The 26754-nt window shown below is 74.9% G+C and carries 26 protein-coding genes and 1 pseudogene; 21 read left to right on the top strand and 6 right to left on the bottom strand.

Going from position 1 to position 26754, the window contains the following annotated elements; all coding sequences use genetic code 11:
• The first annotated feature begins 281 nt into the window (after positions 1-281).
• From AC07D6_RS17150 to AC07D6_RS17140, 3 genes are all read left to right on the top strand, one after another.
• Positions 282-1115 (top strand): hypothetical protein, encoded by an 834-nt coding sequence (locus tag AC07D6_RS17150; RefSeq protein WP_479045115.1) that lies wholly within the window; start codon positions 282-284, stop codon positions 1113-1115.
• A gap of 104 nt (positions 1116-1219) precedes the next feature.
• A complete protein-coding gene (gene mycP / locus AC07D6_RS17145) occupies positions 1220-2410 on the top strand; it encodes a type VII secretion-associated serine protease mycosin (protein WP_479045300.1) in 1191 nt (396 codons plus the stop codon).
• Positions 2411-2436: 26 nt separating this feature from the next.
• Positions 2437-3171 carry an SseB family protein gene (locus AC07D6_RS17140; RefSeq protein WP_315879193.1) on the top strand — a complete coding sequence of 245 codons (735 nt, stop codon included), beginning with the start codon at positions 2437-2439 and terminating at the stop codon, positions 3169-3171.
• A gap of 28 nt (positions 3172-3199) precedes the next feature.
• Here the strand turns inward: AC07D6_RS17140 and AC07D6_RS17135 are convergent, their stop codons facing one another.
• A complete protein-coding gene (locus AC07D6_RS17135) occupies positions 3200-3562 on the bottom strand; it encodes a DUF1844 domain-containing protein (protein ID WP_315879194.1) in 363 nt (120 codons plus the stop codon).
• A 379-nt stretch (positions 3563-3941) separates the two neighbouring features.
• On the opposite strand from AC07D6_RS17135, the gene infC reads away from it, so the two are divergent.
• From infC to AC07D6_RS17085, 10 genes are all read left to right on the top strand, one after another.
• On the top strand, positions 3942-4589 hold the full coding sequence (infC, locus tag AC07D6_RS17130) for a translation initiation factor IF-3 (RefSeq protein ID WP_315879237.1): 648 nt from the start codon (positions 3942-3944) through the stop codon (positions 4587-4589).
• 118 nt (positions 4590-4707) lie between these two features.
• Complete coding sequence (gene rpmI, locus AC07D6_RS17125) at positions 4708-4902, top strand: 50S ribosomal protein L35 (protein WP_315879195.1); 195 nt, start codon at positions 4708-4710, stop codon at positions 4900-4902.
• Between the two features lie 96 nt (positions 4903-4998).
• Positions 4999-5385: a 50S ribosomal protein L20 gene (rplT, locus tag AC07D6_RS17120; RefSeq protein WP_066950970.1), complete on the top strand. Its 387-nt coding sequence runs from the start codon at positions 4999-5001 to the stop codon at positions 5383-5385.
• 116 nt (positions 5386-5501) lie between these two features.
• Positions 5502-6359, top strand: a complete 858-nt coding sequence (locus AC07D6_RS17115) for a TrmH family RNA methyltransferase (protein ID WP_479045111.1) — start codon at positions 5502-5504, stop codon at positions 6357-6359.
• A gap of 54 nt (positions 6360-6413) precedes the next feature.
• Positions 6414-7574 carry a sensor histidine kinase gene (locus AC07D6_RS17110; RefSeq protein WP_479045109.1) on the top strand — a complete coding sequence of 387 codons (1161 nt, stop codon included), beginning with the start codon at positions 6414-6416 and terminating at the stop codon, positions 7572-7574.
• A gap of 138 nt (positions 7575-7712) precedes the next feature.
• Positions 7713-8840 (top strand): phenylalanine--tRNA ligase subunit alpha, encoded by a 1128-nt coding sequence (gene pheS / locus AC07D6_RS17105; RefSeq protein WP_315879198.1) that lies wholly within the window; start codon positions 7713-7715, stop codon positions 8838-8840.
• Positions 8840-11368: a phenylalanine--tRNA ligase subunit beta gene (gene pheT / locus AC07D6_RS17100; RefSeq protein ID WP_479045106.1), complete on the top strand. Its 2529-nt coding sequence runs from the start codon at positions 8840-8842 to the stop codon at positions 11366-11368. The genes pheS and pheT overlap by 1 nt, the downstream gene beginning before the upstream one ends.
• A gap of 214 nt (positions 11369-11582) precedes the next feature.
• Entirely contained in the window at positions 11583-12668 is a 1086-nt protein-coding gene (locus AC07D6_RS17095) for a PP2C family protein-serine/threonine phosphatase (RefSeq protein ID WP_479045105.1), read from the top strand.
• 277 nt (positions 12669-12945) lie between these two features.
• Positions 12946-14289, top strand: coding sequence for a transcriptional regulator (locus AC07D6_RS17090; protein WP_479045103.1), 1344 nt, complete (start codon positions 12946-12948; stop codon positions 14287-14289).
• Between the two features lie 51 nt (positions 14290-14340).
• The gene (locus AC07D6_RS17085; RefSeq protein WP_315879201.1) at positions 14341-14871 is read left to right on the top strand and encodes an NUDIX domain-containing protein; all 531 of its coding nucleotides are present in this window, start codon (positions 14341-14343) and stop codon (positions 14869-14871) included.
• A 46-nt stretch (positions 14872-14917) separates the two neighbouring features.
• Here AC07D6_RS17085 and AC07D6_RS17080 read toward each other — a convergent pair whose 3' ends face one another.
• A complete protein-coding gene (locus AC07D6_RS17080; protein ID WP_315879202.1) occupies positions 14918-15778 on the bottom strand; it encodes a 3-hydroxybutyryl-CoA dehydrogenase in 861 nt (286 codons plus the stop codon).
• Between the two features lie 284 nt (positions 15779-16062).
• On the opposite strand from AC07D6_RS17080, the gene AC07D6_RS17075 reads away from it, so the two are divergent.
• Positions 16063-17352, top strand: coding sequence for a glycoside hydrolase family 10-like protein (locus AC07D6_RS17075; protein WP_479045100.1), 1290 nt, complete (start codon positions 16063-16065; stop codon positions 17350-17352).
• A gap of 32 nt (positions 17353-17384) precedes the next feature.
• On the opposite strand, the gene AC07D6_RS17070 is transcribed toward AC07D6_RS17075, so the two are convergent.
• Positions 17385-17591, bottom strand: a complete 207-nt coding sequence (locus AC07D6_RS17070) for a DUF1918 domain-containing protein (RefSeq protein WP_315879204.1) — start codon at positions 17589-17591, stop codon at positions 17385-17387.
• A gap of 109 nt (positions 17592-17700) precedes the next feature.
• Positions 17701-18306 (bottom strand): DUF6461 domain-containing protein, encoded by a 606-nt coding sequence (locus tag AC07D6_RS17065; protein WP_315879205.1) that lies wholly within the window; start codon positions 18304-18306, stop codon positions 17701-17703.
• A gap of 58 nt (positions 18307-18364) precedes the next feature.
• On the opposite strand from AC07D6_RS17065, the gene AC07D6_RS17060 reads away from it, so the two are divergent.
• Both AC07D6_RS17060 and AC07D6_RS17055 read left to right on the top strand, forming a co-directional pair.
• Positions 18365-18799, top strand: a complete 435-nt coding sequence (locus tag AC07D6_RS17060) for a GNAT family N-acetyltransferase (protein WP_315879206.1) — start codon at positions 18365-18367, stop codon at positions 18797-18799.
• Positions 18800-18868: 69 nt separating this feature from the next.
• Entirely contained in the window at positions 18869-20029 is a 1161-nt protein-coding gene (locus AC07D6_RS17055) for a methyltransferase (protein ID WP_479045096.1), read from the top strand.
• Between the two features lies 1 nt (position 20030).
• Here the strand turns inward: AC07D6_RS17055 and AC07D6_RS17050 are convergent, their stop codons facing one another.
• Positions 20031-20615, bottom strand: a complete 585-nt coding sequence (locus AC07D6_RS17050) for a CGNR zinc finger domain-containing protein (protein ID WP_479045094.1) — start codon at positions 20613-20615, stop codon at positions 20031-20033.
• 38 nt (positions 20616-20653) lie between these two features.
• Here AC07D6_RS17050 and AC07D6_RS17045 point away from each other — a divergent pair.
• Positions 20654-21805 (top strand): annotated as a pseudogene (locus AC07D6_RS17045) (MFS transporter); the annotation flags it as partial.
• 4 nt (positions 21806-21809) lie between these two features.
• On the opposite strand, the gene AC07D6_RS17040 reads toward AC07D6_RS17045, so the two are convergent.
• Positions 21810-22307, bottom strand: coding sequence for a cupin domain-containing protein (locus AC07D6_RS17040; RefSeq protein ID WP_479045092.1), 498 nt, complete (start codon positions 22305-22307; stop codon positions 21810-21812).
• Positions 22308-22485: 178 nt separating this feature from the next.
• On the opposite strand from AC07D6_RS17040, the gene argC reads away from it, so the two are divergent.
• Genes argC through AC07D6_RS17020 form a run of 4 tightly spaced genes read left to right on the top strand, consistent with a single transcriptional unit; the run spans position 22486 to position 26751 of the window.
• The gene (argC, locus tag AC07D6_RS17035) at positions 22486-23514 is read left to right on the top strand and encodes an N-acetyl-gamma-glutamyl-phosphate reductase (RefSeq protein ID WP_315879209.1); all 1029 of its coding nucleotides are present in this window, start codon (positions 22486-22488) and stop codon (positions 23512-23514) included.
• A complete protein-coding gene (argJ, locus tag AC07D6_RS17030) occupies positions 23511-24662 on the top strand; it encodes a bifunctional glutamate N-acetyltransferase/amino-acid acetyltransferase ArgJ (RefSeq protein WP_315879210.1) in 1152 nt (383 codons plus the stop codon). Before argC ends, argJ begins: the two co-directional genes overlap by 4 nt.
• The gene (gene argB / locus AC07D6_RS17025; protein WP_315879211.1) at positions 24659-25561 is read left to right on the top strand and encodes an acetylglutamate kinase; all 903 of its coding nucleotides are present in this window, start codon (positions 24659-24661) and stop codon (positions 25559-25561) included. The genes argJ and argB overlap by 4 nt, the downstream gene beginning before the upstream one ends.
• Positions 25558-26751 carry an acetylornithine transaminase gene (locus AC07D6_RS17020; RefSeq protein ID WP_315879212.1) on the top strand — a complete coding sequence of 398 codons (1194 nt, stop codon included), beginning with the start codon at positions 25558-25560 and terminating at the stop codon, positions 26749-26751. The genes argB and AC07D6_RS17020 overlap by 4 nt, the downstream gene beginning before the upstream one ends.
• Positions 26752-26754: the final 3 nt, after the last annotated feature.

The raw sequence follows: 26754 nt of genomic DNA, 5'->3' as shown, positions 1-26754 counted from the left end.
GGACGGCTCCCGCCCCCGGAACGGCCGCTGCCCGCTCGGCTGGTGCCGGCCGCCGTCCGACCGCCGCCGTCCCGGAAGCGGCCCCTGCCGACCGCCGCCCCGCCGCCGCGGGGGACGGGCGGCCGTCCGGACCGGCCGGACCGGTACCGCCCCCGCCCCCGCGGGGGACCGTCCCCCCGCCCCCAACCGTGCCGCCGCGGCGGCCGGACGCAGCCGCCGTCCCCGGCCCGCGCGTCGCCGGTCCCACGCCCTCGGCGTCCCCGCCCGGGCCGTACCCGTTTGTGTACTGGGCCCCGCCCGAGGCGCTCCACGAGACGACCGTGCAGTTGCGGCCCGTCCGCGCTCCGCGGCGCCCCGCGCGGACCCTGGCCGCCGCCGCGTGCCTCGTTCTCGGGCTCGGGCTCGCCGGCGGGGCGGCCGCCGGCGCCTGGGTGCTCCAGGACTCCGAGGGCACCCCCGGCCGTACGGCCTACACCGAGGCCGCCACGCTCTGGCACAGCACCCCCGTCGACACCCTCTTCCCGCGCGTCCTCGACGGCGACGGCGCCGGCCCGGGCGGGGCGGACCGCGTCTGGACGCGCGTCGCCGTCGCGCCCGACGCGCCCTGTGCCACCGCGCTCCAGCCCCGGCTGGCCGCCGCCCTCGCGCCCGCCGGCTGCCTGCGCGTGCTCCGCGCCACGTACACGGACGCGACGTCCAGCAGCGTCACCACCGTCGGCATGGTCTTCATGGAGACCGACGCCGCCGGCATGACCGCCCTCCACGCCCGCTTCACCGACGGCGGCCTCGACAAGAGCCCCGACCTCATACCGCCCGCGCTCGCCGCGCCCGGCACCGTCGCGGCCCGGTTCGGCGACGCCCAGCGCGCCAGTTGGTACGTGAACGTCCTCACCGAGGTCCCCGTCGTCGTCTACGGCGTGTCCGGCTTCGCGGACGGCCGCGCCGTGCCCCGCCCCCAGCCCGCCCAGCAGGCGATGGCCAAGGGCCAGACGACCGCCCCCGCCCAGGCCGGGCTCGGCCACGAGGCGCGCGGCGTCGCGGACCGGGTGGAGCAGGGCCTGCGCGCGGCGGTCACCAGGGCGACCGAGGCGCCCGCGCGGAAGGAGGACCGGTGAAGCACCCCCACACCACCGACACCACTCGAACCACCCACGCCACTCGAACCCCCGACACCACTCGAACCAGCCGCCCCATCCAGACCGCCCGCGTCACCCGCACCATCCGCGCCGCCCGCACGGCGGGCGCCCCGGGCACCCCCCGCCTCCTCCTCGCCGCCCTCACCGCCGCCGCCCTCGCCCTCCTCCCCGCCGCACCCGCCCGCGCGGACGGCATCCGCGCCCGCCAGTGGGGCAACGAGGCGATCAACGCCGAACAGGCGTGGACCACCACCAGGGGCGAGGGCGTCACCGTCGCCGTCCTCGACACGGGTGTGGACGAGGACCACCCCGACCTCGCCGGCAACGTCCTGCCCGGCAAGGACCTCGTCGGCTTCGGCGCCGAGCGCGGCGACCGCGCCTGGGCCCGCCACGGCACCGCCATGGCCGGCATCATCGCGGGCCACGGACACGGCCCCGGCAACGGCGACGGCGTCATCGGGGTCGCCCCCGAGGCGAAGATCCTCCCCGTCCGCGTCATCCTCGAAGGCGCGGACAAGGCCCGCTCCCGCGCCCGCCAGACCCGCGGCGGCGCCCTCGCCCAGGGCATCCGCTGGGCCGCCGACCAGGGCGCCGACGTGATCAACCTCTCCCTCGGCGACGACAGCGAGTCCGCCCACCCCGAGGCCGCCGAGGACGCCGCCGTCCAGTACGCCCTCGCCAAGGGGGCCGTCGTCGTCGCCTCCGCCGGCAACGGCGGCGAGAAGGGCGACCGCGTCTCGTACCCCGCCGCCTACCCCGGCGTGATCGCCGTGACCGCCGTCGACCGCTTCGGCACCCGCGCCTCGTTCTCCACCAGCCGCTGGTACGCCACGGTCAGCGCGCCCGGCGTCGACGTCGTCATCGCCGACCCGGACCGCAAGTACTACGAGGGCTGGGGCACCAGCGCCGCCGCGGCGTTCGTCTCCGGCGCCGTCGCCCTCGTCCGCGCCGCGCACCCCGGCCTCACGCCCTCCCAGATCAAGAAACTGCTCGCCGACACGGCGCAGGGCGGCCCCGAGGGCGGACGCGACGACGACAAGGGGTACGGGACGGTCGACCCGGCCGCCGCGATCGAGGCCGGCGCCGCGCTCCGCCCCGCCGACCTCAAGGCCGCCGCCACCGGCTACGACCGCGCGTACTTCGGCCCCGGCCCGCGCCGCGAACCCGGGCCGAAGGAGCCCGTCGGCCTGGTCGCCCCGGTCACGGGCGGCGTCGGCGCGCTGCTGGTGGTGACCGCCGCCGCGCTGTGGCGCACGGGGCGCCGTACGGGGTGAGCGGGACGCCCGGATAGGCTCGGCGCGTGGCGCTCAAGAACATTCCCGACCCCGGCTTCTCCGACGACGACGGCTCCGCCGACCCCGGGCTCGCCGAGGCCCTCGCGGCCTGGGCCGAGGACCGCGGCGCCGAGCCGCGCGTACTGGAGGCGCTGCGGGGGGCCCGCCTCCTCGTCCCCGTGGTCGCCGTCCTCGGCGAGGTCGAGGAGGACGGGAACGGGCTGCGCCGCGAGAAGACCAGCGACATGGCGGTGCCCACGCTCACCGCGGGCGACCGCCGCGCGCTGCCCGCGTTCACGTCCACCGACGCGCTGGCCCGCTGGGACCCGCAGGCCCGCCCCGTCGCCGTACCGCTGCACCAGGCGCTCCAGGCCGCCGCGCACGAGAAGGCCGACACGGTGGTCCTGGACATGGCGGGCCCGGTGCCGTACGAGCTGACCGGCCGGGCGCTGCTCGCCCTCGCCGAGGGCCGCACCAGCACCGACCCGCTCGCGGACCCGGCCGTCACCGACGCCGTGCGCGCGGTCGTCGCCGCCGAGCCGGCGGTGCTGCGCGCCTACCTGGGCCGCGGCGGCGGCGCCGACGGCACGCTCGCCCTGGTCCTCGCCCCGGACGCGGCGCCCGCGCAGGCGGCGCGCCGCCTGGCGGCGGCCATGGCGGCGGACGAGACGCTGAGGGCCCGCCTGGTGCGGGGCCTCGACCTGGCGCTGCTGCCGGCCGGGGCCGCCCCGCCGGGCGGGCCCTTCTACGTGAGGGGATGAGGGAGGGCGGGCGGACGGGCCGCCCGGGTCAGCCGAAGACCGGGCCGGTGTACTTCTCGCCCGGCCCCTGGCCCGGCTCGTCCGGCACCAGCGACGCCTCGCGGAACGCCAACTGGAGGGACTTCAGCCCGTCCCGCAGCGGCGCCGCGTGGAAGGAGCTGATCTCCGTCGCGCCGGCGTCCAGCAGGCCCGCCAGGGCGTGCACCAGCTTGCGGGCCTCGTCGAGGTCCTTGTACGCGTCGCCCTCCTCGGTCAGCCCGAGCTTCACGGCCGCGGCGCTCATCAGGTTCACGGCGACCGTGACGATCACCTCCACCGCGGGGACCTCCGCGATGTCGCGGGTCATGGCGGCGAAGTCGGGTCCGGGCTCGCTGGGCGTGGCGTCACTCATGCCCCACACGATAGGCGCTCCCCGGAGCGCCGGACGCCGCCCGCCCGGTTGGGCGGACCACCGGGCAACTGGTAGCCTGGTGTGACGACCGGCCGGAACCAATGAGCTCCGGCCCACAAGTGGAGGCTCCGTCTCCCACCTGGCCGTCCTCCGGGACGGCGGGTCACCGGTCAGGCGGCGCCCATCGTTCCGTACGGACGATGGACCCGCCCGAGTACAGCGCCCCGCGGTCCGCCGTGGCGGTGCTCCGGTATCGCCAGGAGCCCCGCCTGTGTCCCGTCCGGGGCATTTTTCATGCGCCGGCGCGGTTGGTCTCACCAAACACAGACGTTACGCGTCCGTCCGCCAGGCGGTCGCGTGGTGCTACCGAGGAGGATCCATCAGCGCCGAGCCCCGCATCAACGACCGGATTCGCGTTCCCGAGGTGCGACTTGTCGGTCCCAGCGGCGAGCAGGTCGGAATCGTTCCGCTCGCCAAGGCCCTGGAGCTTGCCCAGGAGTACGACCTCGACCTGGTCGAGGTCGCGGCGAACGCCCGTCCGCCCGTGTGCAAGCTCATGGACTACGGGAAGTTCAAGTACGAGTCGGCCATGAAGGCCCGTGAGGCGCGCAAGAACCAGGCGCACACGGTCATCAAGGAGATGAAGCTCCGGCCGAAGATCGACCCGCACGACTACGACACCAAGAAGGGTCACGTCGTCCGGTTCCTCAAGCAGGGCGACAAGGTCAAGATCACGATCATGTTCCGCGGACGCGAGCAGTCCCGGCCGGAGCTCGGCTACCGACTCCTGCAGCGGCTCGCGGAGGACGTCCAGGACCTCGGTTTCGTCGAGTCGAACCCGAAGCAGGACGGCCGCAACATGATCATGGTTCTCGGCCCGCACAAGAAGAAGACCGAGGCCATGGCCGAGGCCCGCGAGGCGCAGGCCGCCCGCAAGGCGGAGCGCCAGGGCCAGCCCGCCCAGGCGGACCTGCCGCCCGCCGAGGCGGACCCGTCGCCCGCCGAGGCGGACCCGTCCGCCCAGTAGCCTCCAAGGCCGTGTCCGGGGCAATCCCGCCCAGGACTCGAAACCGATCCACCTGACGCTCCCGCGCGCCGGTCCCCGGACCGGCTGGGAGCGCCACTGACGAGGAGATAACGGCGCTATGCCGAAGAACAAGACGCACAGCGGTGCCAAGAAGCGCTTCAAGATCACCGGCTCGGGCAAGGTGCTCCGCGAGCGCGCCGGCAAGCGCCACCTGCTCGAGCGCAAGTCGTCCAAGCTGACGCGCCGCCTCTCTGGCAACGCCGAGATGGCCCCGGGTGACAGCGCCAAGATCAAGAAGATGCTGGGCATCTGACCCCGATCGTCTGATCCGAAGCCCCCGAAAGCCGGGACCCATTCGTTTCCGGGCCGTGTGACCACCCCCCGCGGCCCCGCTACAAGGAGTTAACAAGTGGCACGCGTCAAGCGCGCAGTCAACGCTCACAAGAAGCGCCGTGCGATCCTCGAGCAGGCCAGCGGTTACCGCGGCCAGCGCTCGCGCCTGTACCGCAAGGCGAAGGAGCAGGTCACCCACTCGCTGGTCTACAACTACAACGACCGCAAGAAGCGCAAGGGCGACTTCCGCCAGCTGTGGATCCAGCGCATCAACGCCGCCGCCCGGGCCAACGGCATCACGTACAACCGCTTCATCCAGGGTCTGAAGGCCGCCAACGTCGAGGTCGACCGCAAGATCCTGGCCGAGCTCGCGGTCAACGACGCGGGCGCGTTCGCCGCTCTCGTCGAGGTCGCCCAGAAGGCCCTCCCGAGCGACGTCAACGCCCCGAAGGCCGCCGCCTGACCTCCCCAGGCCGCCGTTCTTCCGACCGGACCCGCAGGCCCGCGCCTGCGGGTCCGGCGCGTTCGCCGTCCCGCCACGACCCCGGCCCCCGCAGCCAGAAAGAGCCGCCGAGCACCATGGGCACCCCCGAGCTGATCTCCCCGCGTTCCCCGCGCGTCGCCGCCGCGCGCCGCCTCGCCAAGCGGAACTTCCGGAGCAAGGAGCGCCGGTTCATCGCCGAGGGGCCGCAGGCCGTCCGCGAGGCCGCCGGACACCGGGGGCCGGGCGGCGGGCCGACGCTGCTCGAACTCTTCACCACCGTCGAGGCCGCCACCCGGTACGCCGACATCGTCGACACCGCCCGCGCCGCCGGCGCCCGCGTCCACCACGCCTCCGACGCCGTCCTCGCCGAGATCTCCCAGACCGTCACCCCGCAGGGCATCGTCGGCGTGTGCGGCTTCCTCGACTCGCCCTTCGAGGAGATCCTCGCGGCCCGCCCCAAGCTGGTCGCCGTCCTCGCCCACGTACGCGACCCGGGCAACGCCGGCACCGTCCTGCGCTGCGCCGACGCGGCCGGCGCCGACGCCGTCGTCCTCACCGACGCCTCCGTCGACCTGTACAACCCCAAGTCCGTCCGCGCCTCCGTCGGCTCCCTCTTCCACCTGCCGGTCGCCGTCGGCGTCCCCGTCCAGCAGGCCGTCGCCGGCCTCAAGGCCGCCGGGGCCCGCGTCCTCGCCGCCGACGGCGCGGGCGACGACGACCTCGACGCCGAACTCGACGCGGGCACCATGGGCGGCCCCACCGCGTGGATCTTCGGCAACGAGGCGTGGGGGCTCCCCGAGGAGACCCGCGCCCTCGCCGACGCCGTCGTCCGCGTCCCCATCCACGGCAAGGCCGAGAGCCTGAACCTCGCGACCGCCGCCGCCGTGTGCCTCTACGCCTCCGCCCGGGCACAGCGCGCGGCGGGAGGGTGCCGCTCCGTCACCTCGAGCTAGTAGGGTGACGGGCTCGAAGACCCGTCGCGCGACACCGAGGAGTGGGACACGGGGATGACGCTCGACACGAGCAGCCACGCGGAGGACCGCGGCGCCTTAACGCGCCGGGCGGCCCGCCCCGGCGCCCCCGCGCACGACCCCGGCGTCCCTGCGGACCGGGGGTACGACCCGGACGAACTGCCGGACGGGCTCGTCGTCGCCGACGCCGACGGCCGGATCGTCTGCTTCAACGCCCAGGCCGTCCGCATCACCGCCGTCCCCCGCGACCGGGCGCTCGGCCGCCGCCTGGAGGAGACCCTCCCGCTGGAGGACCTCAAGGGCCGCCGCTGGTGGCCGCTGACCGACCCCTACGGCGGCCTCGCCACCCGCACCGGCCAGCCCGAGCGGAACCTGCTGCTGCCCGGCGGCCGGGAGGTCCTCGTCGCCGCCCGGTACGTGAGGGACGAGCCGCTCGGCCCGGTCCGCCGGGTCGTGGTCACCCTCCGCGGCACCGAGGCCCGCCGCCGCACCGAGCGCGCCCACGCCGATCTGATCGCCACCGTCGCCCACGAACTGCGTTCCCCGCTGACCTCGGTCCGGGGCTTCACCCAGACCCTCCTGGCCAAGTGGGAGCGGTTCACCGACGACCAGAAGCGGCTCATCCTGGAGACCGTCGACGCCGACGCCAACCGCGTCACCCGGCTCATCACGGAACTCCTCGACATCTCCCGCATCGACTCCGGCCGGCTGGAGGTGCGCCGCCAGCCCGTCGACATCGCCGCCGCGGTCGGCCGCCACGTCCAGGGCCACACCGCCCGCGGCCAGTCGCCCGACCGCTTCTTCGTCCGCGTCGGCCGCCCCCTGCCCGACCTGTGGGCCGACCCCGACAAGATCGACCAGATCCTCGCGAACCTCCTGGAAAACGCGGTGCGCCACGGGGAGGGAACCGTCACCATCGAGGTGGCCCCCACCGGCCCGCAGGACGAGGAGAAAGGAACGGCGGTCACCGTGAGCGACGAAGGCCCCGGCATCCCCGAGGAGTCGATGGGCCGTGTCTTCACCCGCTTCTGGCGGGGGAGCACCCGCGGTGGCACCGGTCTCGGCCTGTACATCGTCAAGGGCCTCGTCGAGGCCCACGGCGGCACCATCACCGTCGGCCGCGCCCCCGCGGGCGGCGCCGAGTTCCGATTTACCCTGCCCGTGGGCGCCCCGGCGTACCTGACCCAGGGGGACTGACCCCGACGGTCCGGCCCCGGCGGCACCCACGGGCTCATCCGCGACAGCCGTACCCCGTTAGACTCGACCTTTGGCACCTTTGCGTCCTCGGTCGTCGAGCGGGGGCCCCAGCCAGCCCATTCGGAAGTACGGGAAGAGATGTCGGCACCCAACAAGTCGTACGACCCAGTCGAGGTCGAGGCACTGAAACCGGAAGAGATCGAGCGGATGCGGGACGAGGCGCTCGCCGCCTTCGCCGCCGCCGGTGATCTCGACGAGCTCGCCCACGCGAAGGTCGCCCACACGGGCGGCACCTCGCCCCTCGCCCTCGCCAACCGAGAGATCGGCGCCCTGCCCCCGCACGCGAAGGCCGAGGCGGGCAAGCGCGTCGGCCAGGCGCGCGGCGCGGTGTCCAAGGCCCTGGCCGCCCGCCAGGCCGAACTGGAGGCCGAGCGCGACGCCCGCGTGCTGGTCGAGGAGGCGGTGGACGTCACCCTCCCCTACGACCGCACCCCGGCCGGCGCCCGGCACCCGCTGACCACCCTCATGGAGCGCGTCGCGGACGTCTTCGTCTCCATGGGCTACGAGGTGGCCGAGGGCCCCGAGGCCGAGGCGGAGTGGTTCAACTTCGACGCCCTCAACTTCGTCCCCGACCACCCGGCCCGCCAGATGCAGGACACGTTCTTCGTCCAGGGGCCGGAGGGCACCCGCGGCGACGAGTCCGGCATCGTGCTGCGCACCCACACCTCGCCGGTGCAGGCGCGCACGCTCGTCGACCGCGAGCCGCCCGTGTACGTCGTCTGCCCCGGCCGCGTCTACCGCACCGACGAGCTCGACGCCACGCACACCCCGGTCTTCCACCAGATCGAGCTCCTCGCCGTCGACGAGGGCCTCACCATGGCCGACCTCAAGGGCACCCTCGACCACATGGTCCAGGCGCTGTTCGGGCCGGACATGAAGACCCGGCTCCGCCCGAACTTCTTCCCGTTCACCGAGCCGTCCGCCGAGATGGACATGCTCTGCTACGTCTGCCGCGGCGAGTCCGTCGGCGACGCGGACCGGCCCTGCCGCACCTGCGGCAGCGAGGGCTGGATCGAGCTCGGCGGCTGCGGCATGGTCAACCCCAAGGTGCTCGTCGCGTGCGGCGTCGACCCGGAGAAGTACAGCGGCTTCGCCTTCGGGTTCGGCATCGAGCGGATGCTGATGTTCCGCCACAACGTCGAGGACATGCGAGACATGGTCGAGGGTGACGTCCGGTTCACCCGGCCGTTCGGGATGGAGATCTGATGCGGGTCCCGCTTTCGTGGCTGCGGGAGTACGTCGACCTGCCGGCGACGGAGACCGGCCGTGACGTACAGGCCAAACTGATTTCGGCCGGCCTGGAGGTCGAGACCGTCGAGCAGCTCGGCGCCGGCCTCACCGGCCCGCTCGTGGTGGGCAAGGTCCTCACCATCGAGGAGCTGACCGAGTTCAAGAAGCCGATCCGCTTCTGCACCGTCGACGTCGGCCCGGCCAACGGCACCGGCGAGCCCCAGGAGATCATCTGCGGCGCCCGGAACTTCGCCGCGGGCGACAAGGTCGTCGTCGCCCTCCCCGGCGCCGTCCTGCCCGGCGACTTCCGCATCGCCGAGCGCAAGACGTACGGCCGGGTGTCCCGCGGCATGATCTGCTCCTCCGACGAGCTCGGCATGGGCGACGACGGCACCAAGGGCATCATCGTCCTGCCGCCCGAGCACGAGGTCGGCACCGACGCCACCGCCCTGCTGGAGCTGTACGACGAGGTCCTCGACATCGCCGTCACGCCCGACCGCGGCTACTGCCTGTCGATGCGCGGCGTCGCCCGCGAGACGGCCATCGCGTACGGGCTGCCGCTGCGCGACCCGGCGCTCCTCGACGTGCCCGCGCCGAACTCGTACGGCTACCCGGTCCAGGTCGCCGACCCGGTCGGCTGCTCCCGCTTCACCGCACGCACCGTCGTCGGCCTCGACCCCGAGGCCCGGTCCCCGATCTGGCTCCAGCGCCGCCTCCAGAAGGCCGGCATGCGCCCGGTCTCCCTCGCCGTCGACGTCACCAACTACGTGATGCTCGAACTGGGCCAGCCGCTCCACGCCTACGACCGGAGCCGCCTCGACGGCCCGATCGGCGTGCGCCGCGCCGAGCCCGGCGAGAAGATCACCACCCTCGACGGCACGGTCCGCGTCCTCGACCCGGCCGACCTCGTCATCACCGACAACCGCGGCCCCATCGGCATCGCGGGTGTCATGGGCGGCGCCAACACCGAGATCGCCGACGCCGGGACCGACCCCGAGACGGGCCAGGTCCGCGGCACCACCGAGGTCGTCATCGAGGCCGCGCACTTCGACGCGATCTCCATCGCCCGCACGGCCCGCCGCCACAAGCTGTCCTCCGAGGCGTCCAAGCGGTTCGAGCGCGGCGTCGACCCGCAGGCCGCGGCCGCCGCCGCGCAGCGCACCGTCGACCTGTTGGTCCTCCTGGCGGGCGGCACGGCCGAGGCCGGCGTCACCGAGATCATCGCGCCGAGCGCCCCGCGCACGGTCGCCATGCACGCCGACCACCCCGACCGCGTCGCGGGCGTCGCCTACGGCCGCGAGACCGTCGTCCGCCGCCTCCAGGAGATCGGCTGCGACGTGTACGGGCAGGACGAGCTGGTCGTCACCGTCCCGTCCTGGCGCCCCGACCTGGCCGAGCCGAACGACCTCGCCGAGGAGGTCATCCGGCTGGAGGGCTACGAGAACCTGCCTTCGACGCTGCCCAAGCCGCCCGCCGGCCGCGGGCTCACCGAGCGCCAGCGCGTCCACCGCCGCGTGGGCCGCGCCCTCGCCGGCGCCGGCTACGTCGAGGCGCTGACCTACCCGTTCGTCAGCGAGCAGGTCTTCGACCAGCTCGACCTGCCGGCGGACGACCCGTGCCGCCGGGTCGTCAAGCTCGTCAACCCGCTCTCCGACGAGGAGCCCGCGCTGCGCACCACGCTGCTGCCCGGCCTCCTCGGCGCGCTGCGCCGCAACGACGGCCGCGGCAGCCACGACCTGGCCCTCTTCGAGACGGGCCTGGTCTTCCACGTCCCCGCCGAGCCGGGTGTCGCGGTACGGCTGACCGTCGACCGCCGTCCGACCGACGCGGAGATCGCCGGCGTCAACGCCGTCCTGCCCGAGCAGCCGCGGCACGTCGCCGTGGTCCTCGCCGGGGCGCGCGAGCAGGCCGGCTGGTGGGGCAAGGGCCGCCCGGCCGACTGGGCCGACGCGGTCGAGGCCGCCCGGACCGTGGCCCGCGAGGCCGGCACCGACCTCGTCGTCCGCCAGGGCCAGTACGGCCCGTGGCACCCGGGCCGCTGCGCCGAGCTGGTCGTCGTCGTCGACGGCGCCGAGCGGATCGTCGGCCACGCCGGCGAACTGCACCCGCGCGTCGTCAAGGCGTTCGGCCTGCCCGCCCGCACGTGCGCCATGGAGCTCGACCTCGACCTCGTCGAGCGGGCCTCCGCCGGCCCCGTGCGCGCCCCGCGGATCTCCACGTTCCCGGTGGCCACGCAGGACGTCGCCCTCGTCGTCGACGCGGGCGTGCCGGCCGCCGAGGTGGAGCGCGTGCTCCGCGAGGGCGCGGGCGAACTGCTGGAGTCCATCCGGCTGTTCGACACGTTCACCGGCGAGCAGATCGGCGAGGGCAAGAAGTCCCTGGCGTACGCGCTGCGGTTCCGCGCCGAGGACCGTACGCTGACCGTCGAGGAGGCCACGGCCGCCCGTGACGCCGCCGTGGCGCTCGCCGCGGAGCGCACCGGGGCGGTGCTGCGCGGCGCCTGACGTACCGTCGGGAAACTGCCCGTCGCCCGTACGGAGGGGCGCGTCCGGACCGCCGGATGCGCCCCTTTCCGCCTTTCCGCGGCCGGGGAGCCGGGGGCGTTCGCACGGTTTCTCACTCATCCGGGTGAGAAGTCTGGTGGACGTTCCCCGCGAGACGGGACGATCGACAGAATCGTCCCGACCGCGACAAGGGGCCTGAAGAAGGGCGGTCCGCATGATCCGTAGATGGTCCCGGAAGCCCTGTGCGCGCGGAGTCGGCCCGCTCGCCCCCCTGGCCCCGCCGGTGCCGTGGAGCGCCGCCGCGACGGGCAAGCCGATATGCCCGCCGGCCCCGGCACGGCCGGACGACATGGTGACGCGGATCGCCGGCGGCGCCCTCCTCTTCGCGGTCGGCACGGGCCTGGTCGTGGGCGTCTGCCAGAGCCTGCGCCGCGAGCTGCGGCAGACCCGGGCCGTCGCCCAGGCAGCCCAGCGGGTCCTGCTGCGCCCCCTGCCGCCCCGCCTCGGCGGGCTGTCCGTCGCCGGCACGCAACTGCCGGCCCTGCCGGGGGCGGTCGTCGGCGGCGACCTGTACGAGGCGGTGGCCACCCCGTACGGCGTGCGCGTGATCATCGGCGATGTGCGGGGCCACGGGCTGGCCGCGCTCGGCGCGGTCGCCGCCGTCCTGGGCAGCTTCCGGGAGGCGGCGTACGAGGAGCCGGGGCTCGGCGGCCTGCTGCGGCGGCTCGACCGGGCGCTCCAGCGGTACGTGGGGGAGCGGACGCGGGACGAGGGCGCCGGGCACCCGGCGTCGGGAAGCCCCCCGGCCGAGGAGTTCGTCACCGTCCTGCTGCTGGACATCCACCACAACGGCGACGTGCTGGTCCTCAACTGCGGCCACCCCTGGCCGTACCGGATCGGGGCCGCGGCCGAGCCCCTCGCGGCCGGGGAGCCGCTGCCGCCGCTCGGCGCGTTCCCGCTGCCGGACACCCTGCCCGTGCGGCGCTGCGACCGGCTGCTGCCGGGCGAGGCGCTGTTCCTCCACACGGACGGCGCGGGGGAGGCGCGGGACGCCGCCGGCCGGTTCTTCCCGCTGGAGGATGTGCTCGGCCGGATCGCGCGGCGGGCGCCGCGGACGCCGGCCGCCGTCATCGAGGACGTCCGGGCGGCGCTGCTGGCGCACACGGGGGGCCGTCTCGCGGACGACGTGTCCTTCGTCGTCGTCCGCGACGACCGGGTGCCCGCGGAGCGCGTCCTGGTGCCGGCCCGCACCGGGGAGCCCGGCCCGCACCGCACCCGGCCCGCGCCGTCCTCCCGGTAGCGGCTGGACGCGGACGGTGCGGACCGGCGCCCCCACCCGCCCCGCCGGAACGTGTCGGGCGGACCGGCGGGGCGGGCGGCGCGCGGACGGGCCGCCGCCCGCACGAGGGGGGAGCCGGCGGCCCGGCCGCCTCCCGGGAGGCGTCAAGTCAACCGGACCCCGGCGCATGGCGGGAGAGTGCGCGGGGCACGCATACGGGCACTTCATTCACACCCCGTGCGAATCGGGCACCCCGTCGCGGGGCGCCCGGCGGAACACGGCACCCTGAGGGGCACCCATGCAGCCCAACACCCTGCTCGACGCCCTGCTCGACGAGGCGGGGATGTCCCATGCGGGCCTGGCCGCCCACGTCAACCAGGCGGGCCGCGCACGCGGTCTGGCGCTGCGGTACGAGCACACGGCGGTGGCGCGCTGGCTGAGGGGCCAGCGGCCTCGCGGCCAGGTGCCGGACCTGATCTGCGAGGTGCTGGGCGCCCGGCTGGGCCGCCCGGTCGCGCTGGACGACATCGGGCTGGGCGTACCGGGGAACGGGACCGCCCCGCCGCACGGGACGCCGCTGTCCGGGTTCGTGGAGCGGGCCACGGCGCTGTGGCGGTCCGACGAACAGCAGCGCCCGCACCTGCGGGGGGTCGCCGCGGTGACCGGGACACCGGCGGTGATGCCGGTGTGGGAGTGGGAGAACCCGCCCGAGGACGCCGACGTGTCGCGCGACGGCCACACGCGCGTCAGCGCCTCCGACATCGAGACGCTCCGCGCGGCCCGGGCCCACTACGAGCTGATGTACCGCAGGACCGGGGGCATCGCGACCCGTGCGCGGATCGTCGGGTTCCTCAACGCGGAGACGGCCCCGCTGCTGCGCGGCGCCTACGGAGACGCGCTGGGGCGGCGGTTGCACCGGGCAGCGGGCGGGCTGGTCGCGGTGGCGGGCATCTGCGCGTACGACTCCGACGAACTGGGCCTGGCGCAGCGCTACTTCCACCAGGCCCTGCGGCTGGCGAAGGCGAGCGGCGACCGCGGGCTGGGCGCCTACGTCATCGCGCTGCTGGTCAACCAGGCGCTGTTCATGGGGGAGTACCGGCAGGCCGTGGCGTTCGCGGAGGCGGCGCTGCGGGCGGCCCGGCAGCGGGTCACCCCGGCGCTCGCCGCCGACCTGTACGCGATGCAGGCGAAGGCGTACGCGCACCTCGGCGACGGGCCGGAGGCGCTGCGGTGCGTCCACCGCGCGGAGTGGGAGGCGGAGCGGATCAGACCCGGCCACGAGCCGGACGAGACCGGGTACGTCCAACCGGGGCTGGTCAACGTGCAGGTGGCGGAGGCGTTGCTGCGTCTGGGTGACCTCCCCGGGGCGCGGGAGAACGCCGTCGCCGCCGTGCGGACGCCGGCGCACGACCGGGGACGGGTCCACCGGCTGGCGATTCTCAGCCAGATCCAACTGAGCCAGGGGGAGCCCGACGGGGCGGCGAGGACGGCGGCGGAGATGGCCGAGCGGGCCCGCGGGATGGAGTCGCAGCGGCTCAGGGACCGTCTGCGGGAGGTGCGGGAGCGTCTGGTGGCCAGTGGCTCGGGTGACGCGGAAGAGGCGGCCGAGCGGATCGAAGCGGCCCTGCGCGTTCCGGTCTGACGGGGCGGCTGCTGCGATATTGCCACCAACACGTCGGAAGGTGGCAGGACCGTGGAGTGGACGAACCTCAGCGAGAAGACCGTGTACGAGAACCGCTGGTTCAAGGTGAACCTGGCCGACGTCGCCCTCCCCGACGGGCGGCGCCTCGACCACTTCCTCATCCGGCTCCGCCCGGTCGCCGCGGCCACCGCCGTCAACGAGGCCAACGAGGTGCTGCTGCTGTGGCGGCACCGGTTCATCACCGACACCTGGGGCTGGGAGCTGGCCGCGGGGGTCGTCGAGGACGGGGAGGCCGTCGAGGCCGCCGCGGCGCGCGAGATGGAGGAGGAGACCGGCTGGCGCCCCGGCCCGCTCCGGCACCTGCTGACCGTCGAGCCGGCGAACGGCCTCACCGACGCCCGCCACCACCTGTACTGGTCCCCGGAGGCCACCTACATCGGCGAGCCGGAGGACGCCGTCGAGTCCACCCGCCGCGCGTGGATACCGCTCGAACTCATCCCCGACATGGTCGCCCGCGGGGAGGTCCCGGCCGCCAACACGGCGGCCGGCCTGCTGATGCTGCACCGTCTGCGCCTGGGCTGACCGGCGGGCGCGGGGGCCGGGTCCGGCGGGCGCCGGCCCCCCGGGCTCAGGAGTACGCGTAGAAGCCCGAGCCGGTCTTGCGGCCCAGGCGGCCCGCGTCCACCATGCGCTGGAGCAGCGGGGGAGCCGCGTACAGGGGCTCCTTGTACTCGGCGTACATCGAGTCGGCGACCGACGCGACCGTGTCGAGGCCGATCAGGTCGGACAGCTTGAGCGGGCCCATGGGGTGGGCGCAGCCCATCTCCATGCCGTTGTCGATGTCCTCGCGGCTGGCGATGCCGGACTCGAACATCCGGATCGCCGACAGCAGGTACGGGATCAGCAGCGCGTTCACCACGAAGCCGGACCGGTCCTGGGCGCGGATCGCGTGCTTGCCGAGCACCTTCCCGACCACGTCCTGGGCCCGGCTGATCGTGCTCTCCGAGGTGGTCAGCGCAGGAATCAGCTCGACCAGCTGCTGGACCGGCGCCGGGTTGAAGAAGTGGATGCCGATGACCTGGTCGGGGCGGGAGGTCGCCACGGCCAGCTTCACCAGCGGGATGGACGACGTGTTGGACGCCAAGATGGCGTCCTGCCGGGTCACCACCTGGTCGAGGACCTGGAAGATCTCCGTCTTGACCTGCTCGTTCTCGACGACCGCCTCGATGACCAGGTCGCGGTCGGCGAACTCCCCGAGGTCGGTCGTGAAGCTCAGCCGGGCCAGCGTCGCGTCGCGCTCCTCCTCGCTGATCTTGCCGCGCTGGGCGGCCTTGTCGAGGGAGTTGTACAGCCGGGTACGGCCGATCTCCAGCGCCTCGCCGGTGGTCTCGGCCACCTTGACCTCGAGGCCGCTGCGGGCGCACACCTCCGCGATGCCCGCGCCCATCTGACCGCAGCCCACCACTCCGACGCGTGCAATGTCGGCCATTGAGTCCGTCACCTCGTGCCTTTCGCTGATCTTCGGGTGGCGGGGCGGCCGTATGGTTCCGGCACCCCCGCCTCGACCCCACGACGTTACTCCGTTCGCGCGGATCGACGGCCGTCCGGGCCGGGCATGCTCTGCGGGACGGACATGCGGTCCGGCGCGCCCGCTCCCGCCCCCGGGTGCACGGGGCGCGAAGCGGTCGCGACGATCACGGCGGTCCGGGAGCGCCGGGAGTGCCGGTGGAGACCGGAGCGGCCCGGGAACCGACGGGAAGGCTGGGGTGGCACATGAGGTACGGGAACGGCGGTGTCGGGCGGCGCGGACTGGTCGCGGGAGCGGCGGGGCTGGTGGCGTCGCTGCTGGTCTCCGGCGACGCGACCGGCGTGGCGGGACCGGACCCGGGGGATCGGGACGACGGGGACGGCAAGCGCCGGCGCGGCGGCGCGCGCGCGGAGGAGTTCCGGGGGATGTGGGTGGCGACGGTCGCCAACCGCGACTGGCCCTCCCGCGCCGGACTGCCCGCGGCCGACCAGCGCGCCGAGCTGATCGCCCTGCTCGACCAGGCCGTGAAGCGCCGTCTCAACGTGGTGATCCTCCAGGTGCGGCCGACCGCCGACGCCCTGTGGCCCTCGCCGTACGAGCCGTGGGCCCAGTGCCTCACCGGCGTCCAGGGCAAGGACCCCGGCTGGGACCCGCTCGGCACCGCCGTCACGGAGGCCCACCGGCGCGGCCTGCACCTGCACGCCTGGTTCAACCCGTACCGCGTCGCCACGCACGCCGACCCCTCGCGCCTGGCCGCGGACCACCCGGCGCGCCGCAACCCGGACTGGGTCGTCCCCTACGGCGGGAAGCTCTACTACAACCCGGGCCTGCCGCAGGTCCGGCGGTTCGTCCAGGACGCGATGCTCGACGCCGTGCGCCGCTACGACCTCGACGCCGTCCACTTCGACGACTACTTCTACCCCTATCCGGTGGCCGGGCAGGTCTTCGACGACGACGCGGCCTACGAGGCGCACGGCGGCGGCTTCCCCGACCGGGCGGCCTGGCGGCGGGACAACGTCGACCGCCTGGTCGCCGAGATGTCCGCGCGGATCAAGGCGGTCAAGCCGGACGTGGGGTTCGGCATCAGCCCCTTCGGCATCTGGCGCAACGCCACGACCGACCCGCGCGGCTCCGACACGCGCGGCCTGCAGGCCTACGACGACCTGCACGCCGACACCCGCGGATGGGTCAAGGAAGGCTGGGTCGACTACATCGCCCCCCAGCTGTACTGGCACATCGGCTTCGGCACCGCCGACTACGCCACGCTCGTGCCGTGGTGGGACGACGTGGTGCGCGGCACCGGCGTCCACCTGTACGTGGGGGAGGGCCTGTACCGGGCCGGGGACCCGGCGGCGCCCGCCCCGTGGCAGGACCCGGCGGAGCTGTCCCGGCACCTCACCCTCGCCCGCGGCCACGACCACGTGCTGGGGCACGCCTTCTTCGGCGCCCGGGACGTGGTCGCGGACCGGATCGGGGCGATGGCCAGGGTCGTGGCCGACCACTACCCGACACCGGTCCGCCCTCCGGGATGGTGAGACGCACGGGAGACGGGACGGGGCGGGGCCGGTCAGGGGCCCGCCTCGAACCGCTCCTTGTGACGCACGACGGCGTCCGGGCCCGGGGACATCACGGCCTCGTGCCCGTCGTCGTCGAAGCGGACGCGGTACGGCGGGTGGCCGTGCTCGCCAAGGACCTCGACGATCTCGGCCGTACGGTCGTGCCGGCCGACGACCCGGCCGTGCACCAGCAGCTTGTCGCCCACGGTTGCTTCCATCGGGAGTGACCTCCTCGCGTCGGTATCTCCGCATACGGTCGATATCTCCGTATGGGGGAGTCTACGTCCGGACATGTGGTCCGCGTCACTCGGAGCGCCCCCGCCCGCCTCAGAAGACGGGCGCCGACCCGGTGAGGAACTCCGCGCCGTCCAGCAGCTCCGGCGACAGCCGCACCCCGGTCAGCCGCTCCGCGAGGGCGAACGCCGCCTCCGTCGTCACTTCGAGGTCCGCGTCGTCCTCGCGCAGGTCGAAGCCCACCTCCCGCATCAGCGCCACCGCCCCGTCCGGGTCCGCGCCGTCCCGCGCGCAGGGGAACAGCGGCTCGAAGTGGAGCCGCAGCCCGCCGTCCGCGTACCGGCTGAAGTGGTCCACCGCGTTCACGTTCCGGAAGTGCGTGACCAGCTCCGTGCCCCGCGACAGGGGGACCGCCGCCTCGTCGAGGCTGCCCAAGTACCCGTTCGGCTCGACCATCAGCGTCCAGCCGTCCACCGCGCAGAGGCCCAGGAAGTGCCGGTCGCCGCCGGACGCCTTCCACGCCTCCCCCGCGGCCTCGACCAGCGCGGCTATCCCCGTCACCCGGCCGTCCGCACGCGCGCGCAACCGCCCGAGCGCCTCCACGGGGGACACCGCGTGCACCAGCGTCACGCAGTACGCCTCGATCAGCTCCGGGCAGTGGTCACCGAGCCAGCGGTAGTCGGCAGCAGTCGCGTCCATGCCTCCGATCGTGGCACCCGCCACTGACAACGGGCCTCCCCCCTGCGAACGTTCGACCATGAAGGAGACGATCGCTTTCGGCCCGTACGAGATCTCGACCGACCCTGCCCGACTCGACCGCGCGCGGATCCACCGGTGGCTGTCCACCGACGCGTACTGGGCGCTCGGCCGCAGCCGCGAGAAGCAGGACCGCGCCATCGACGGCTCGCTCAACTTCGGCGCGTACGAGGGGGAGAGCGGCACCATGGCCGCGTACGCACGGGTCGTCACCGACCTCGCGACCTTCGCCTGGCTCTGCGACGTGTACGTCGACCCCGCCGCCCGCGGCGGGGGCCTCGGCACCGCCCTGGTCTCGGCGGTCCGCGACCACCTGGCCCCGTACGGCCTCAAGCGCGTCGCGCTGGCCACGCAGGACGCCCACGGCGTGTACGAGAAGATCGGCTTCAGGCCCCTGGAGGACCCGCGCCACTGGATGGCCCTGGACCTCCGGTAGCGCCGGGCGGGCGGGCGCCCCGCCCGCGGCACGCCCGCCCGCCCGGCACCCGCTAGCCTGAACCCCACGATGAACCGTTTGACCACGTCATGGGGCGACCACGCGCTCACCCGCTTCCCCGAGCACCCCCGCGACCCCCTCCGCGCCTGGGACGCCGCCGACGAGTACCTGCTGAGGTACCTCGCGGAGCCCGGCGCCCCCGCGCTCTCGGGCACCGTGGCCGTGGTCGGCGACCGCTGGGGCGCGCTCGCCACCGCGCTCGCCGGCCACCCGGGACCGGGCGAGCTGGTCCAGATCACCGACTCGTACCTCGGCCGCGAGGCCACCCGCGCCAACCTGGCCCGCGCCGGCCGCGCCGGGGACCGCGTCCGCCTCCTGACGACCCGGGACGCCCCGCCCGCCCGCGTCGACGCCCTGCTGGTCCGCGTCCCCAAGAGCCTGGCGCTCCTGGAGGACCAACTGCACCGCCTCGCGCCCGCCCTCCACGCCGGGACGGCCGTCGTCGGCACGGGCATGGTCAAGGAGATCCACACCTCCACGCTCACCCTCTTCGAGCGGCTCGTCGGCCCCACCCGCACCTCCCTCGCGGTGAAGAAGGCCCGGCTCGTCCACACGACCCCCGACCCGGCCCTCCACCGCCCCCCGAACCCCTGGCCGCACCGGTACGCGCTGCCCGGCGACGCCCCGGCGGTGGCCGGGCTGACCGTCGTCAACCACGCGGGCGTCTTCTGTGCCGACCGGCTCGACATCGGCACCCGCCTGTTCCTCGGGCACCTGCCGAGCGGCCTCGGCGGGGCCCGCGTCCTCGACCTGGGCTGCGGCAACGGTGTGGTCGGCCTCGCGGTCGCGGTCGCGGAACCCGACGCCGAGGTGATCCTCACCGACGAGTCGTACCAGGCGGTCGCCTCCGCCGAGGAGACGTTCCGGGCCTCCGCGCCGCCCGGCGCCAAGGCGCGCTTCGTGGTCGGCGACTCCGCGGCGGACCTCCCGGACGGCTCCGTCGACGTGGTCCTGAACAACCCGCCGTTCCACAGCCACCAGGCCCTCAGCGACGCGACCGCCCGCCGGATGTTCGCCGCCGCGCGCCGCGTCCTGCGCAGCGGGGGCGAACTGCGCGTCGTCGGCAACCGCCACCTCGGCTACCACGTGGCCCTGCGCCGGATGTTCGGCAACTGCGAGGTCGTCGGGAGCGACCCGAAGTTCGTGGTGCTGCGCGCCGTGAAGCGCTGACCTACCGGTCCCCTCCCGCCCGGGCGCGCCGGTGCGCGGCCACCCGTTCGCGGGTCGCGCACCGCCGCGAGCAGTAGCGGCGCGGCACCCCGCTGCCCAGTGCCAGGTACACGTTCCCGCAGCCCGGCGCCGCGCAGACACCGCCCGGCGGGCGCTGCCGGTCCCAGACGAGGACCGCCAGGCACAGGCACGACGAGGCCAGGAACCACTCGCCCCACGGGGCGTCGTCCGACCCGTCCAGGTGCGGGTGCCAGGGGCTGTCGCCGCCGTGCGAGGCGAGCCGCAGCGGGCCGGGGCCGCGGGCGAGGAGCCGGTTCAGCTCCGCGACGGCCGCGTCGAGGCCGTCGGCGGCGAACACCCCGCGCAGGGCCAGCGCCGCCGCCCGCATCTCCGCCACGTCCCGCCCGGAGACGGCGACCGGCTCGTTCTCGCCGTGCTCCCGCAGCAGCGCGGCGACCGCTCCGGGCGTGGGGGAGGGGTCATCGCGGGTCAGGGCGTTGACCAGGGCCTCGGTGCGGCGGGCGACGGCCCGCACGGAGTGGCGGGAGGAGCGGTCGTCGGCGTACACCCCTGGAATGTAACGCATCTGGTGCGGTTTTCCGTTACGCACGTAACGTGCCGCGCGTGAGAGACCGCCACGCCCTCGCCCGGTACGCGGCCGGTGCCGCCGTCGCCCGCACGGGCGACGAGATGGCCGGCCCCGCGCTGCTCCTCGCGGGGCTCGCCGTCACCGGATCGTCCGCCACCGCCTCCGCCCTGCTCGCCGCGAGCACCGCCGCCGCGGCGGTCGGCGGCCCCGTGCTCGGCGCGCTGCTGGACCGCTCGGCGCGGCCCGGCCGGCTGCTCGCCGGGGCGCTCGCCGGTCAGGCCGCGGGCCTCGCCGCCGTCCTGGTGTGCCTCGGACGCGCCCCGGCGGCCGTACCCCTCCTGATCGCGGCCGCCTCCGGGCTGCTGGCCCCGGCCCTGTCCGGCGGCTGGACCGCCCAGCTCCCGCGGGTCGCGGGCCCGCGGAGCCTGCCGCGCGCCACGGCCCTCGACGCGATGACCTTCCACGTCGCCGCCCTCGTCGGCCCCGCCCTGACGGCCGCCGTGGCCACCCTGTACGGCGCCGGGGCGGCCGTCCTCACCGCGGCGGCCCTGCTGGCGGCGGCCCTCCCGGCGGCCCGCGCCCTCCCTCGCGCGGCGGCGCCCCCGCCGCGCTCCGGGCGCCTGGCCGGGGAGGTCGCCGCCGGGTTCCGCGCCCTCGCCCGCACCCCCGCGCTGGCCCGGGTGACCGGCGCGTCCGTCCTGTCCTGCGCGGCGCAGGGCGTCCTCGTCGCCTGCACGCCCCTGCTGGGTGAGCGGCACCTCGGCGGCGCCGGACACGGGGCGCTGCTCCTCGCCGTCCTCGCGGGCGCCGCGCTCGCCGCGAACGCCGTGCTCGCGCGGCTGCGCCGGCCACCGGCCCCGGAGTCCCTGTTCCGCGCGGCCACCCTCCTCCAGGGCGCCGCCCTGCCGCTCGCCGCGGTCACCGGCCACCCCGCGCCGCTCGCGGCGGCCGTGGTGCTCGTGGCGGCCGTGGTGCTCGCGGGCCTGGGCGAGGGGCCGCAGCTCACGGCGCTGTTCGCGATCCGGCACCGCGAGGCGCCGCCCCGGCTGCGCGGTCAGGTCTTCACGACCGGCGCCAGTCTCAAGACCAGCGGCTTCGCGCTCGGAGCGGCCGCCGCCGGCCCGCTCGCCGACGCCTCCCTGCCGGGCGCCCTCCTGGCGGCCGCCGCCGTCCACCTCCTGGCCGCGGCCGTCACCGCTCCGGCAGGGCGGTGCCGCACCGCGCGCAGAAGCGCACCTCGGCGCCCTCGGGCGCGAGCCGGCCGCACTCCGGGCACACCCGGTCCAGCAGGCACACCGGCTCGCCGCCGGTCCGCTCCGCCCCGGGCGCCCGGCCGATCGTCATCCCGGGACGCCGGCGGTGCACCGTGAGGTAGTCGAGCCCGTGCGGGCCCGCCGTCAGCCCCCGCCGGGAACCGCGCGGCAGCCACACCACGCACCCGGCCTCCAGCGCCTCCGCCCCGCCGTCCGCCTCCAGTTCGCCGCGGCCGTTCACCACGAACACCAGCACGTCCAGGTCCGGCTCCACGTGGACGGCCACCCCCGCCCCGGGGGCCAGCCGCACCACGTTCGCGTCGAGCTGCCGCTCCTGGACGGCGAGCCTCCACAGGGCGCCGCCCCGGTCCGCCGGCATCGCACGGACGAGATCGGCCATCCGGGCGAGCACGCTCGCCGCCGGGGACGCTGCCACGGTGTTCCTCCCGGGAACGAGAACGGGGATACGGCCCGGGGATCGTAACGACTCCCGCGCCCCGGCGTCCCCCGGCGCGCGAAGGCCCGGCCCGCACGGGCGGCGGCGGTGACGCCGGACGACCTTTGAATAAAACTGCGTGAGTACGTATAGTCATGCCATCCAGAAGGAGGGTCCGATGACGGTACGTGTGGCAGTGGCGGGTGCGAGCGGATACGCGGGCGGGGAACTGCTCCGCCTGCTGCTCGCGCACCCCGGCGTCGAGATCGGCGCGCTGACCGGCAACTCCAACGCGGGCCAGCGGCTCGGGGCGCTGCAGCCGCACCTCGCCCCGCTCGCCGACCGCGTCCTGGAGCCGACCACCGCCGAGGCCCTCGCCGGGCACGACGCGGTCTTCCTCGCCCTGCCGCACGGCCAGTCCGCCGCCGTCGCCGAGCAGCTCGGCGACGAGGTGCTGGTCGTCGACATGGGCGCCGACTTCCGGCTGAGGGACGCCGCCGACTGGGAGCGGTTCTACGGCTCCCCGCACGCCGGGACCTGGCCCTACGGCCTCCCCGAACTGCCGGGCGCCCGCGCCGCGCTGGAGGGGTCCAGGCGCGTCGCGGTGCCCGGCTGCTACCCGACCGCCGTGTCGCTCGCGCTGTTCCCGGCGTACGCGCACGGCCTCGCCGAGCCCGAGGCGGTGGTCGTGGCCGCGTCCGGCACCTCCGGCGCGGGCAAGGCGCCCAAGCCGCACCTGCTCGGCTCCGAGGTGATGGGCTCCATGACCCCCTACGGCGTCGGCGGGAGCCACCGGCACACCCCGGAGATGGCCCAGAACCTCGGCGCCGTCGCCGGGGAGCCCGTCACCGTGTCGTTCACGCCCACCCTCGCGCCCATGTCCCGCGGCATCCTCGCCACGTGCAGCGCCAAGGCGCGGCCCGGGACGACGGGGGAGGCCCTCCGGGCGGCGTACGAGAAGGCGTACGCCGACGAGCCGTTCGTGCGCCTCCTCCCCGAGGGGCAGTGGCCCGCCACGGCGTCCGTCCAGGGCTCCAACGCCGTCCAGGTGCAGGTCGCGTACGACGGGACGGCCGGCCGGCTCATCGCCGTCAGCGCCATCGACAACCTGACCAAGGGCACCGCCGGCGGCGCGGTGCAGAGCATGAACATCGCCCTCGGGCTCCCCGAGGAGACCGGACTTTCGACGATCGGAGTCGCACCGTGAGCGTCACGGCAGCCAAGGGGTTCACGGCGGCGGGCATCGCCGCCGGGATCAAGGAGAACGGCAACCCGGACCTGGCCCTCGTGGTCAACAACGGACCCCGCCGCGCCGCCGCGGGCGTCTTCACCTCCAACCGCGTCAAGGCCGCCCCCGTCCTGTGGTCCGAGCAGGTCCTCGCGTCCGGCGAACTGGCCGCCGTCGTCCTCAACTCGGGCGGTGCCAACGCCTGCACCGGCCCGCGGGGCTTCCAGGACGCCCACGCCACCGCCGAGAAGGCCGCCGAGGTCCTCGGCGTCGGCGCGGGCGAGGTCGCCGTCGCGTCGACCGGCCTCATCGGCCTCCTCCTCCCCATGGACAAGCTCCTGCCCGGCGTCGAGAAGGCCGCCGCCGAGCTGTCCGAGCACGGCGGCGAGAAGGCCGCCATCGCCATCAAGACCACCGACACGGTCCACAAGACCGCCGTCGTCACGCGCGACGGCTGGACGGTCGGCGGCATGGCCAAGGGCGCCGGCATGCTCGCCCCCGGCCTCGCCACCATGCTCGTCGTCCTCACCACCGACGCCGACGTCGACGCCCCCGAGCTGGACAAGGCGCTGCGGGCCGCCACCCGCGTCACCTTCGACCGGGTCGACTCCGACGGCTGCATGTCCACCAACGACACCGTCCTGCTCCTCGCCTCCGGCGCCTCCGGGACCACCCCCGCGTACGACGACTTCGCGGACGCCGTACGGGAGGTCTGCGACAGCCTCGGCCGCCAGCTCATCGGCGACGCCGAGGGCGCCTCCAAGGACATCCGCGTCGAGGTCGTGGGCGCCGCGTCCGAGGCCGACGCCGTCGAGGTCGGCCGGTCCATCGCCCGCAACAACCTCCTGAAGTGCGCCATCCACGGCGAGGACCCCAACTGGGGCCGCGTCCTCTCCGCGATCGGCACCACCGGCGCCACCTTCGAACCGGACCGGCTCAACGTCGCCATCAACGGCGTCTGGGTCTGCAAGAACGGCTCCGTCGGCGAGGACCGCGACCTCGTCGACATGCGCTACCGGGAGGTCACCATCACCGCCGACCTCGCCGCGGGCACCGAGTCCGCCGTCATCTGGACCAACGACCTCACCGCCGACTACGTCCACGAGAACAGCGCCTACAGCTCATGAGCACCCGCAAGCACACCGCGCTCCCGAAGGCGCAGATCCTCATCGAGGCGCTGCCCTGGCTCACCCGCCACCACGGCAGGACGGTCGTCATCAAGTTCGGCGGCAACGCCATGGTCGACGAGGCCCTGAAGGCGGCCTTCGCCCAGGACGTCGTCTTCCTCCGGCACGCCGGCCTCAAGCCCGTCGTCGTGCACGGCGGCGGCCCCCAGATCAGCGCCGCCCTCGACCGGCACGGCCTGGTCAGCGAGTTCAAGGCCGGTCTGCGCGTCACGACGCCCGAGGCGATGGACGTCGTACGGATGGTCCTCGCCGGCCAGGTCCAGCGCGAGCTCGTCGGGCTGCTCAACCAGCACGGCCCGTTCGCCGTCGGCCTCACCGGCGAGGACGCCCACACGATCACCGCCACCCGGCACCAGCCGCTCATCGACGGCGAGCCCGTCGACATCGGCCGCGTCGGGGAGATCACCGCCCTCGACACGGGCGCCATCGAGGCGCTCCTCGCCGACGGCCGCATCCCCGTCGTGTCGTCGATCGCCCGATCGGAGGACGACGGACATGTCTACAACGTCAATGCTGATACGGCGGCTGCGGCACTCGCTGCGGCGCTGGGCGCCGAGACGCTGATGGTCCTCACCGACGTCGAGGGTCTCTACGAGGACTGGCCGAACAGCGACGAGGTCATCAGCCGCCTCACCGCCACCGAGCTGGAGAGGCTGCTGCCCGAGCTCTCCAGCGGCATGGTCCCCAAGATGGAGGGCTGCCTCCACGCCGTACGCAACGGCGTCCGCACCGCCCGCGTCATCGACGGGCGCGTCCAGCACTCGATCCTGCTGGAGATCTTCACCGACGAGGGCATCGGCACCATGGTCGTGCCCGACGAACAGGAGGCACCCGCATGAGCAACGAGGAGCTCACCCAACGCTGGCGGTCCGCCCTCGCGGACAACTACGGCACGCCCCGCCTCCCGCTCGTGCGCGGCGAGGGCACCCGCGTCTGGGACGCCGACGGCAAGGAGTACCTGGACTTCGTCGGCGGCATCGCGGTCAACGCGCTCGGCCACGCCCACCCGGCGGTCGTCCGGGCGGTCGGCGAGCAGATCGCCTCCCTCTCCCACGTCTCCAACCTCTTCGTCGCCGAGCCGCCCGTCGCCCTCGCCGAACGGCTCCTCCAACTGTTCGACCGCCCGGGCCGGGTCTACTTCTGCAACTCGGGCGCCGAGGCCAACGAAGCCGCCTTCAAGATCGGGCGCCTGACGGGCCGCCGGCACATGGTGGCCACCGACGGCGGCTTCCACGGCCGCACCATGGGCGCCCTCGCCCTCACCGGCCAGCAGGGCAAGCGGGAGCCGTTCCACCCCCTCCCCGGCGACGTGACGCACGTCCCGTACGGCGACGTGGACGCCCTGCGGGCCGCGGTCACCACCGACACCGCCCTCGTCGTCGTCGAGCCGATCCAGGGCGAGCACGGCGTCGTCGTCCCGCCCAAGGGCTACCTGGAGGCGGCCCGCGAGATCACCCGCGCCACCGGGACCCTCCTCGTCCTCGACGAGGTGCAGACCGGCGTCGGCCGCTGCGGCCACTGGTTCGAGCACCAGGCGCACGGGGTCGAGCCCGACGTCGTCACCCTCGCCAAGGGCCTCGGCGGCGGCCTCCCCCTCGGCGCGACCGTCGTGTTCGGCGAGGCGGCCGACCTCCTCAAGCCCGGCCACCACGGCAGCACGTTCGGCGGCAACCCCGTCTCCTGCGCCGCCGGACTCGCCGTCCTCGACACCCTCGCCGCCGAGGGAACCCTCGACCAGGTCAAGCGCCTCGGCGAGCGCCTGCGCGAGGAGATCGAGGCCCTGGGACACCCGCTGGTCTCCCACGTCCGCGGCGCGGGCCTCCTGCTGGGTATCGTGCTCACCGAGCCCCTCGCACCGCGGGTGCAGCAGGCGGCTCAGGACGCCGGCCTCCTGGTGAACGCGCCCGCCCCCGATGTCGTCCGGCTCATGCCGCCGCTGATCGTCGGGGACGACGACGTGGACGTGTTCCTCCGGGTCCTGCCCGGCGTCCTGGACGAGGCCAGCGGGGAGAGACGAGCCGGAGAATGACAC

The sequence above is a fragment of the Streptomyces sp. NPDC045287 genome, from assembly GCF_056432325.1.
This window is presented reverse-complemented; position numbering and strand designations above follow the sequence as displayed.

Bases quoted from the DNA above. Each gene is read 5' to 3' on its own strand.
- AC07D6_RS17135 (WP_315879194.1), bottom strand. From the start codon at position 3,562: ATGAGTGACGCCACGCCCAGCGAGCCCGGACCCGACTTCGCCGCCATG.
- rpmI (WP_315879195.1), top strand. From the start codon at position 4,708: ATGCCGAAGAACAAGACGCACAGCGGTGCCAAGAAGCGCTTCAAGATC.
- AC07D6_RS17115 (WP_479045111.1), top strand. From the start codon at position 5,502: ATGGGCACCCCCGAGCTGATCTCCCCGCGTTCCCCGCGCGTCGCCGCC.
- AC07D6_RS17110 (WP_479045109.1), top strand. From the start codon at position 6,414: ATGACGCTCGACACGAGCAGCCACGCGGAGGACCGCGGCGCCTTAACG.
- pheS (WP_315879198.1), top strand. From the start codon at position 7,713: ATGTCGGCACCCAACAAGTCGTACGACCCAGTCGAGGTCGAGGCACTG.
- pheT (WP_479045106.1), top strand. From the start codon at position 8,840: ATGCGGGTCCCGCTTTCGTGGCTGCGGGAGTACGTCGACCTGCCGGCG.
- AC07D6_RS17095 (WP_479045105.1), top strand. From the start codon at position 11,583: ATGATCCGTAGATGGTCCCGGAAGCCCTGTGCGCGCGGAGTCGGCCCG.
- AC07D6_RS17090 (WP_479045103.1), top strand. From the start codon at position 12,946: ATGCAGCCCAACACCCTGCTCGACGCCCTGCTCGACGAGGCGGGGATG.
- AC07D6_RS17080 (WP_315879202.1), bottom strand. From the start codon at position 15,778: ATGGCCGACATTGCACGCGTCGGAGTGGTGGGCTGCGGTCAGATGGGC.
- AC07D6_RS17075 (WP_479045100.1), top strand. From the start codon at position 16,063: ATGAGGTACGGGAACGGCGGTGTCGGGCGGCGCGGACTGGTCGCGGGA.
- AC07D6_RS17070 (WP_315879204.1), bottom strand. From the start codon at position 17,591: ATGGAAGCAACCGTGGGCGACAAGCTGCTGGTGCACGGCCGGGTCGTC.
- AC07D6_RS17065 (WP_315879205.1), bottom strand. From the start codon at position 18,306: ATGGACGCGACTGCTGCCGACTACCGCTGGCTCGGTGACCACTGCCCG.
- AC07D6_RS17060 (WP_315879206.1), top strand. From the start codon at position 18,365: ATGAAGGAGACGATCGCTTTCGGCCCGTACGAGATCTCGACCGACCCT.
- AC07D6_RS17055 (WP_479045096.1), top strand. From the start codon at position 18,869: ATGAACCGTTTGACCACGTCATGGGGCGACCACGCGCTCACCCGCTTC.
- AC07D6_RS17050 (WP_479045094.1), bottom strand. From the start codon at position 20,615: ATGCGTTACATTCCAGGGGTGTACGCCGACGACCGCTCCTCCCGCCAC.
- argC (WP_315879209.1), top strand. From the start codon at position 22,486: ATGACGGTACGTGTGGCAGTGGCGGGTGCGAGCGGATACGCGGGCGGG.
- argB (WP_315879211.1), top strand. From the start codon at position 24,659: ATGAGCACCCGCAAGCACACCGCGCTCCCGAAGGCGCAGATCCTCATC.
- AC07D6_RS17020 (WP_315879212.1), top strand. From the start codon at position 25,558: ATGAGCAACGAGGAGCTCACCCAACGCTGGCGGTCCGCCCTCGCGGAC.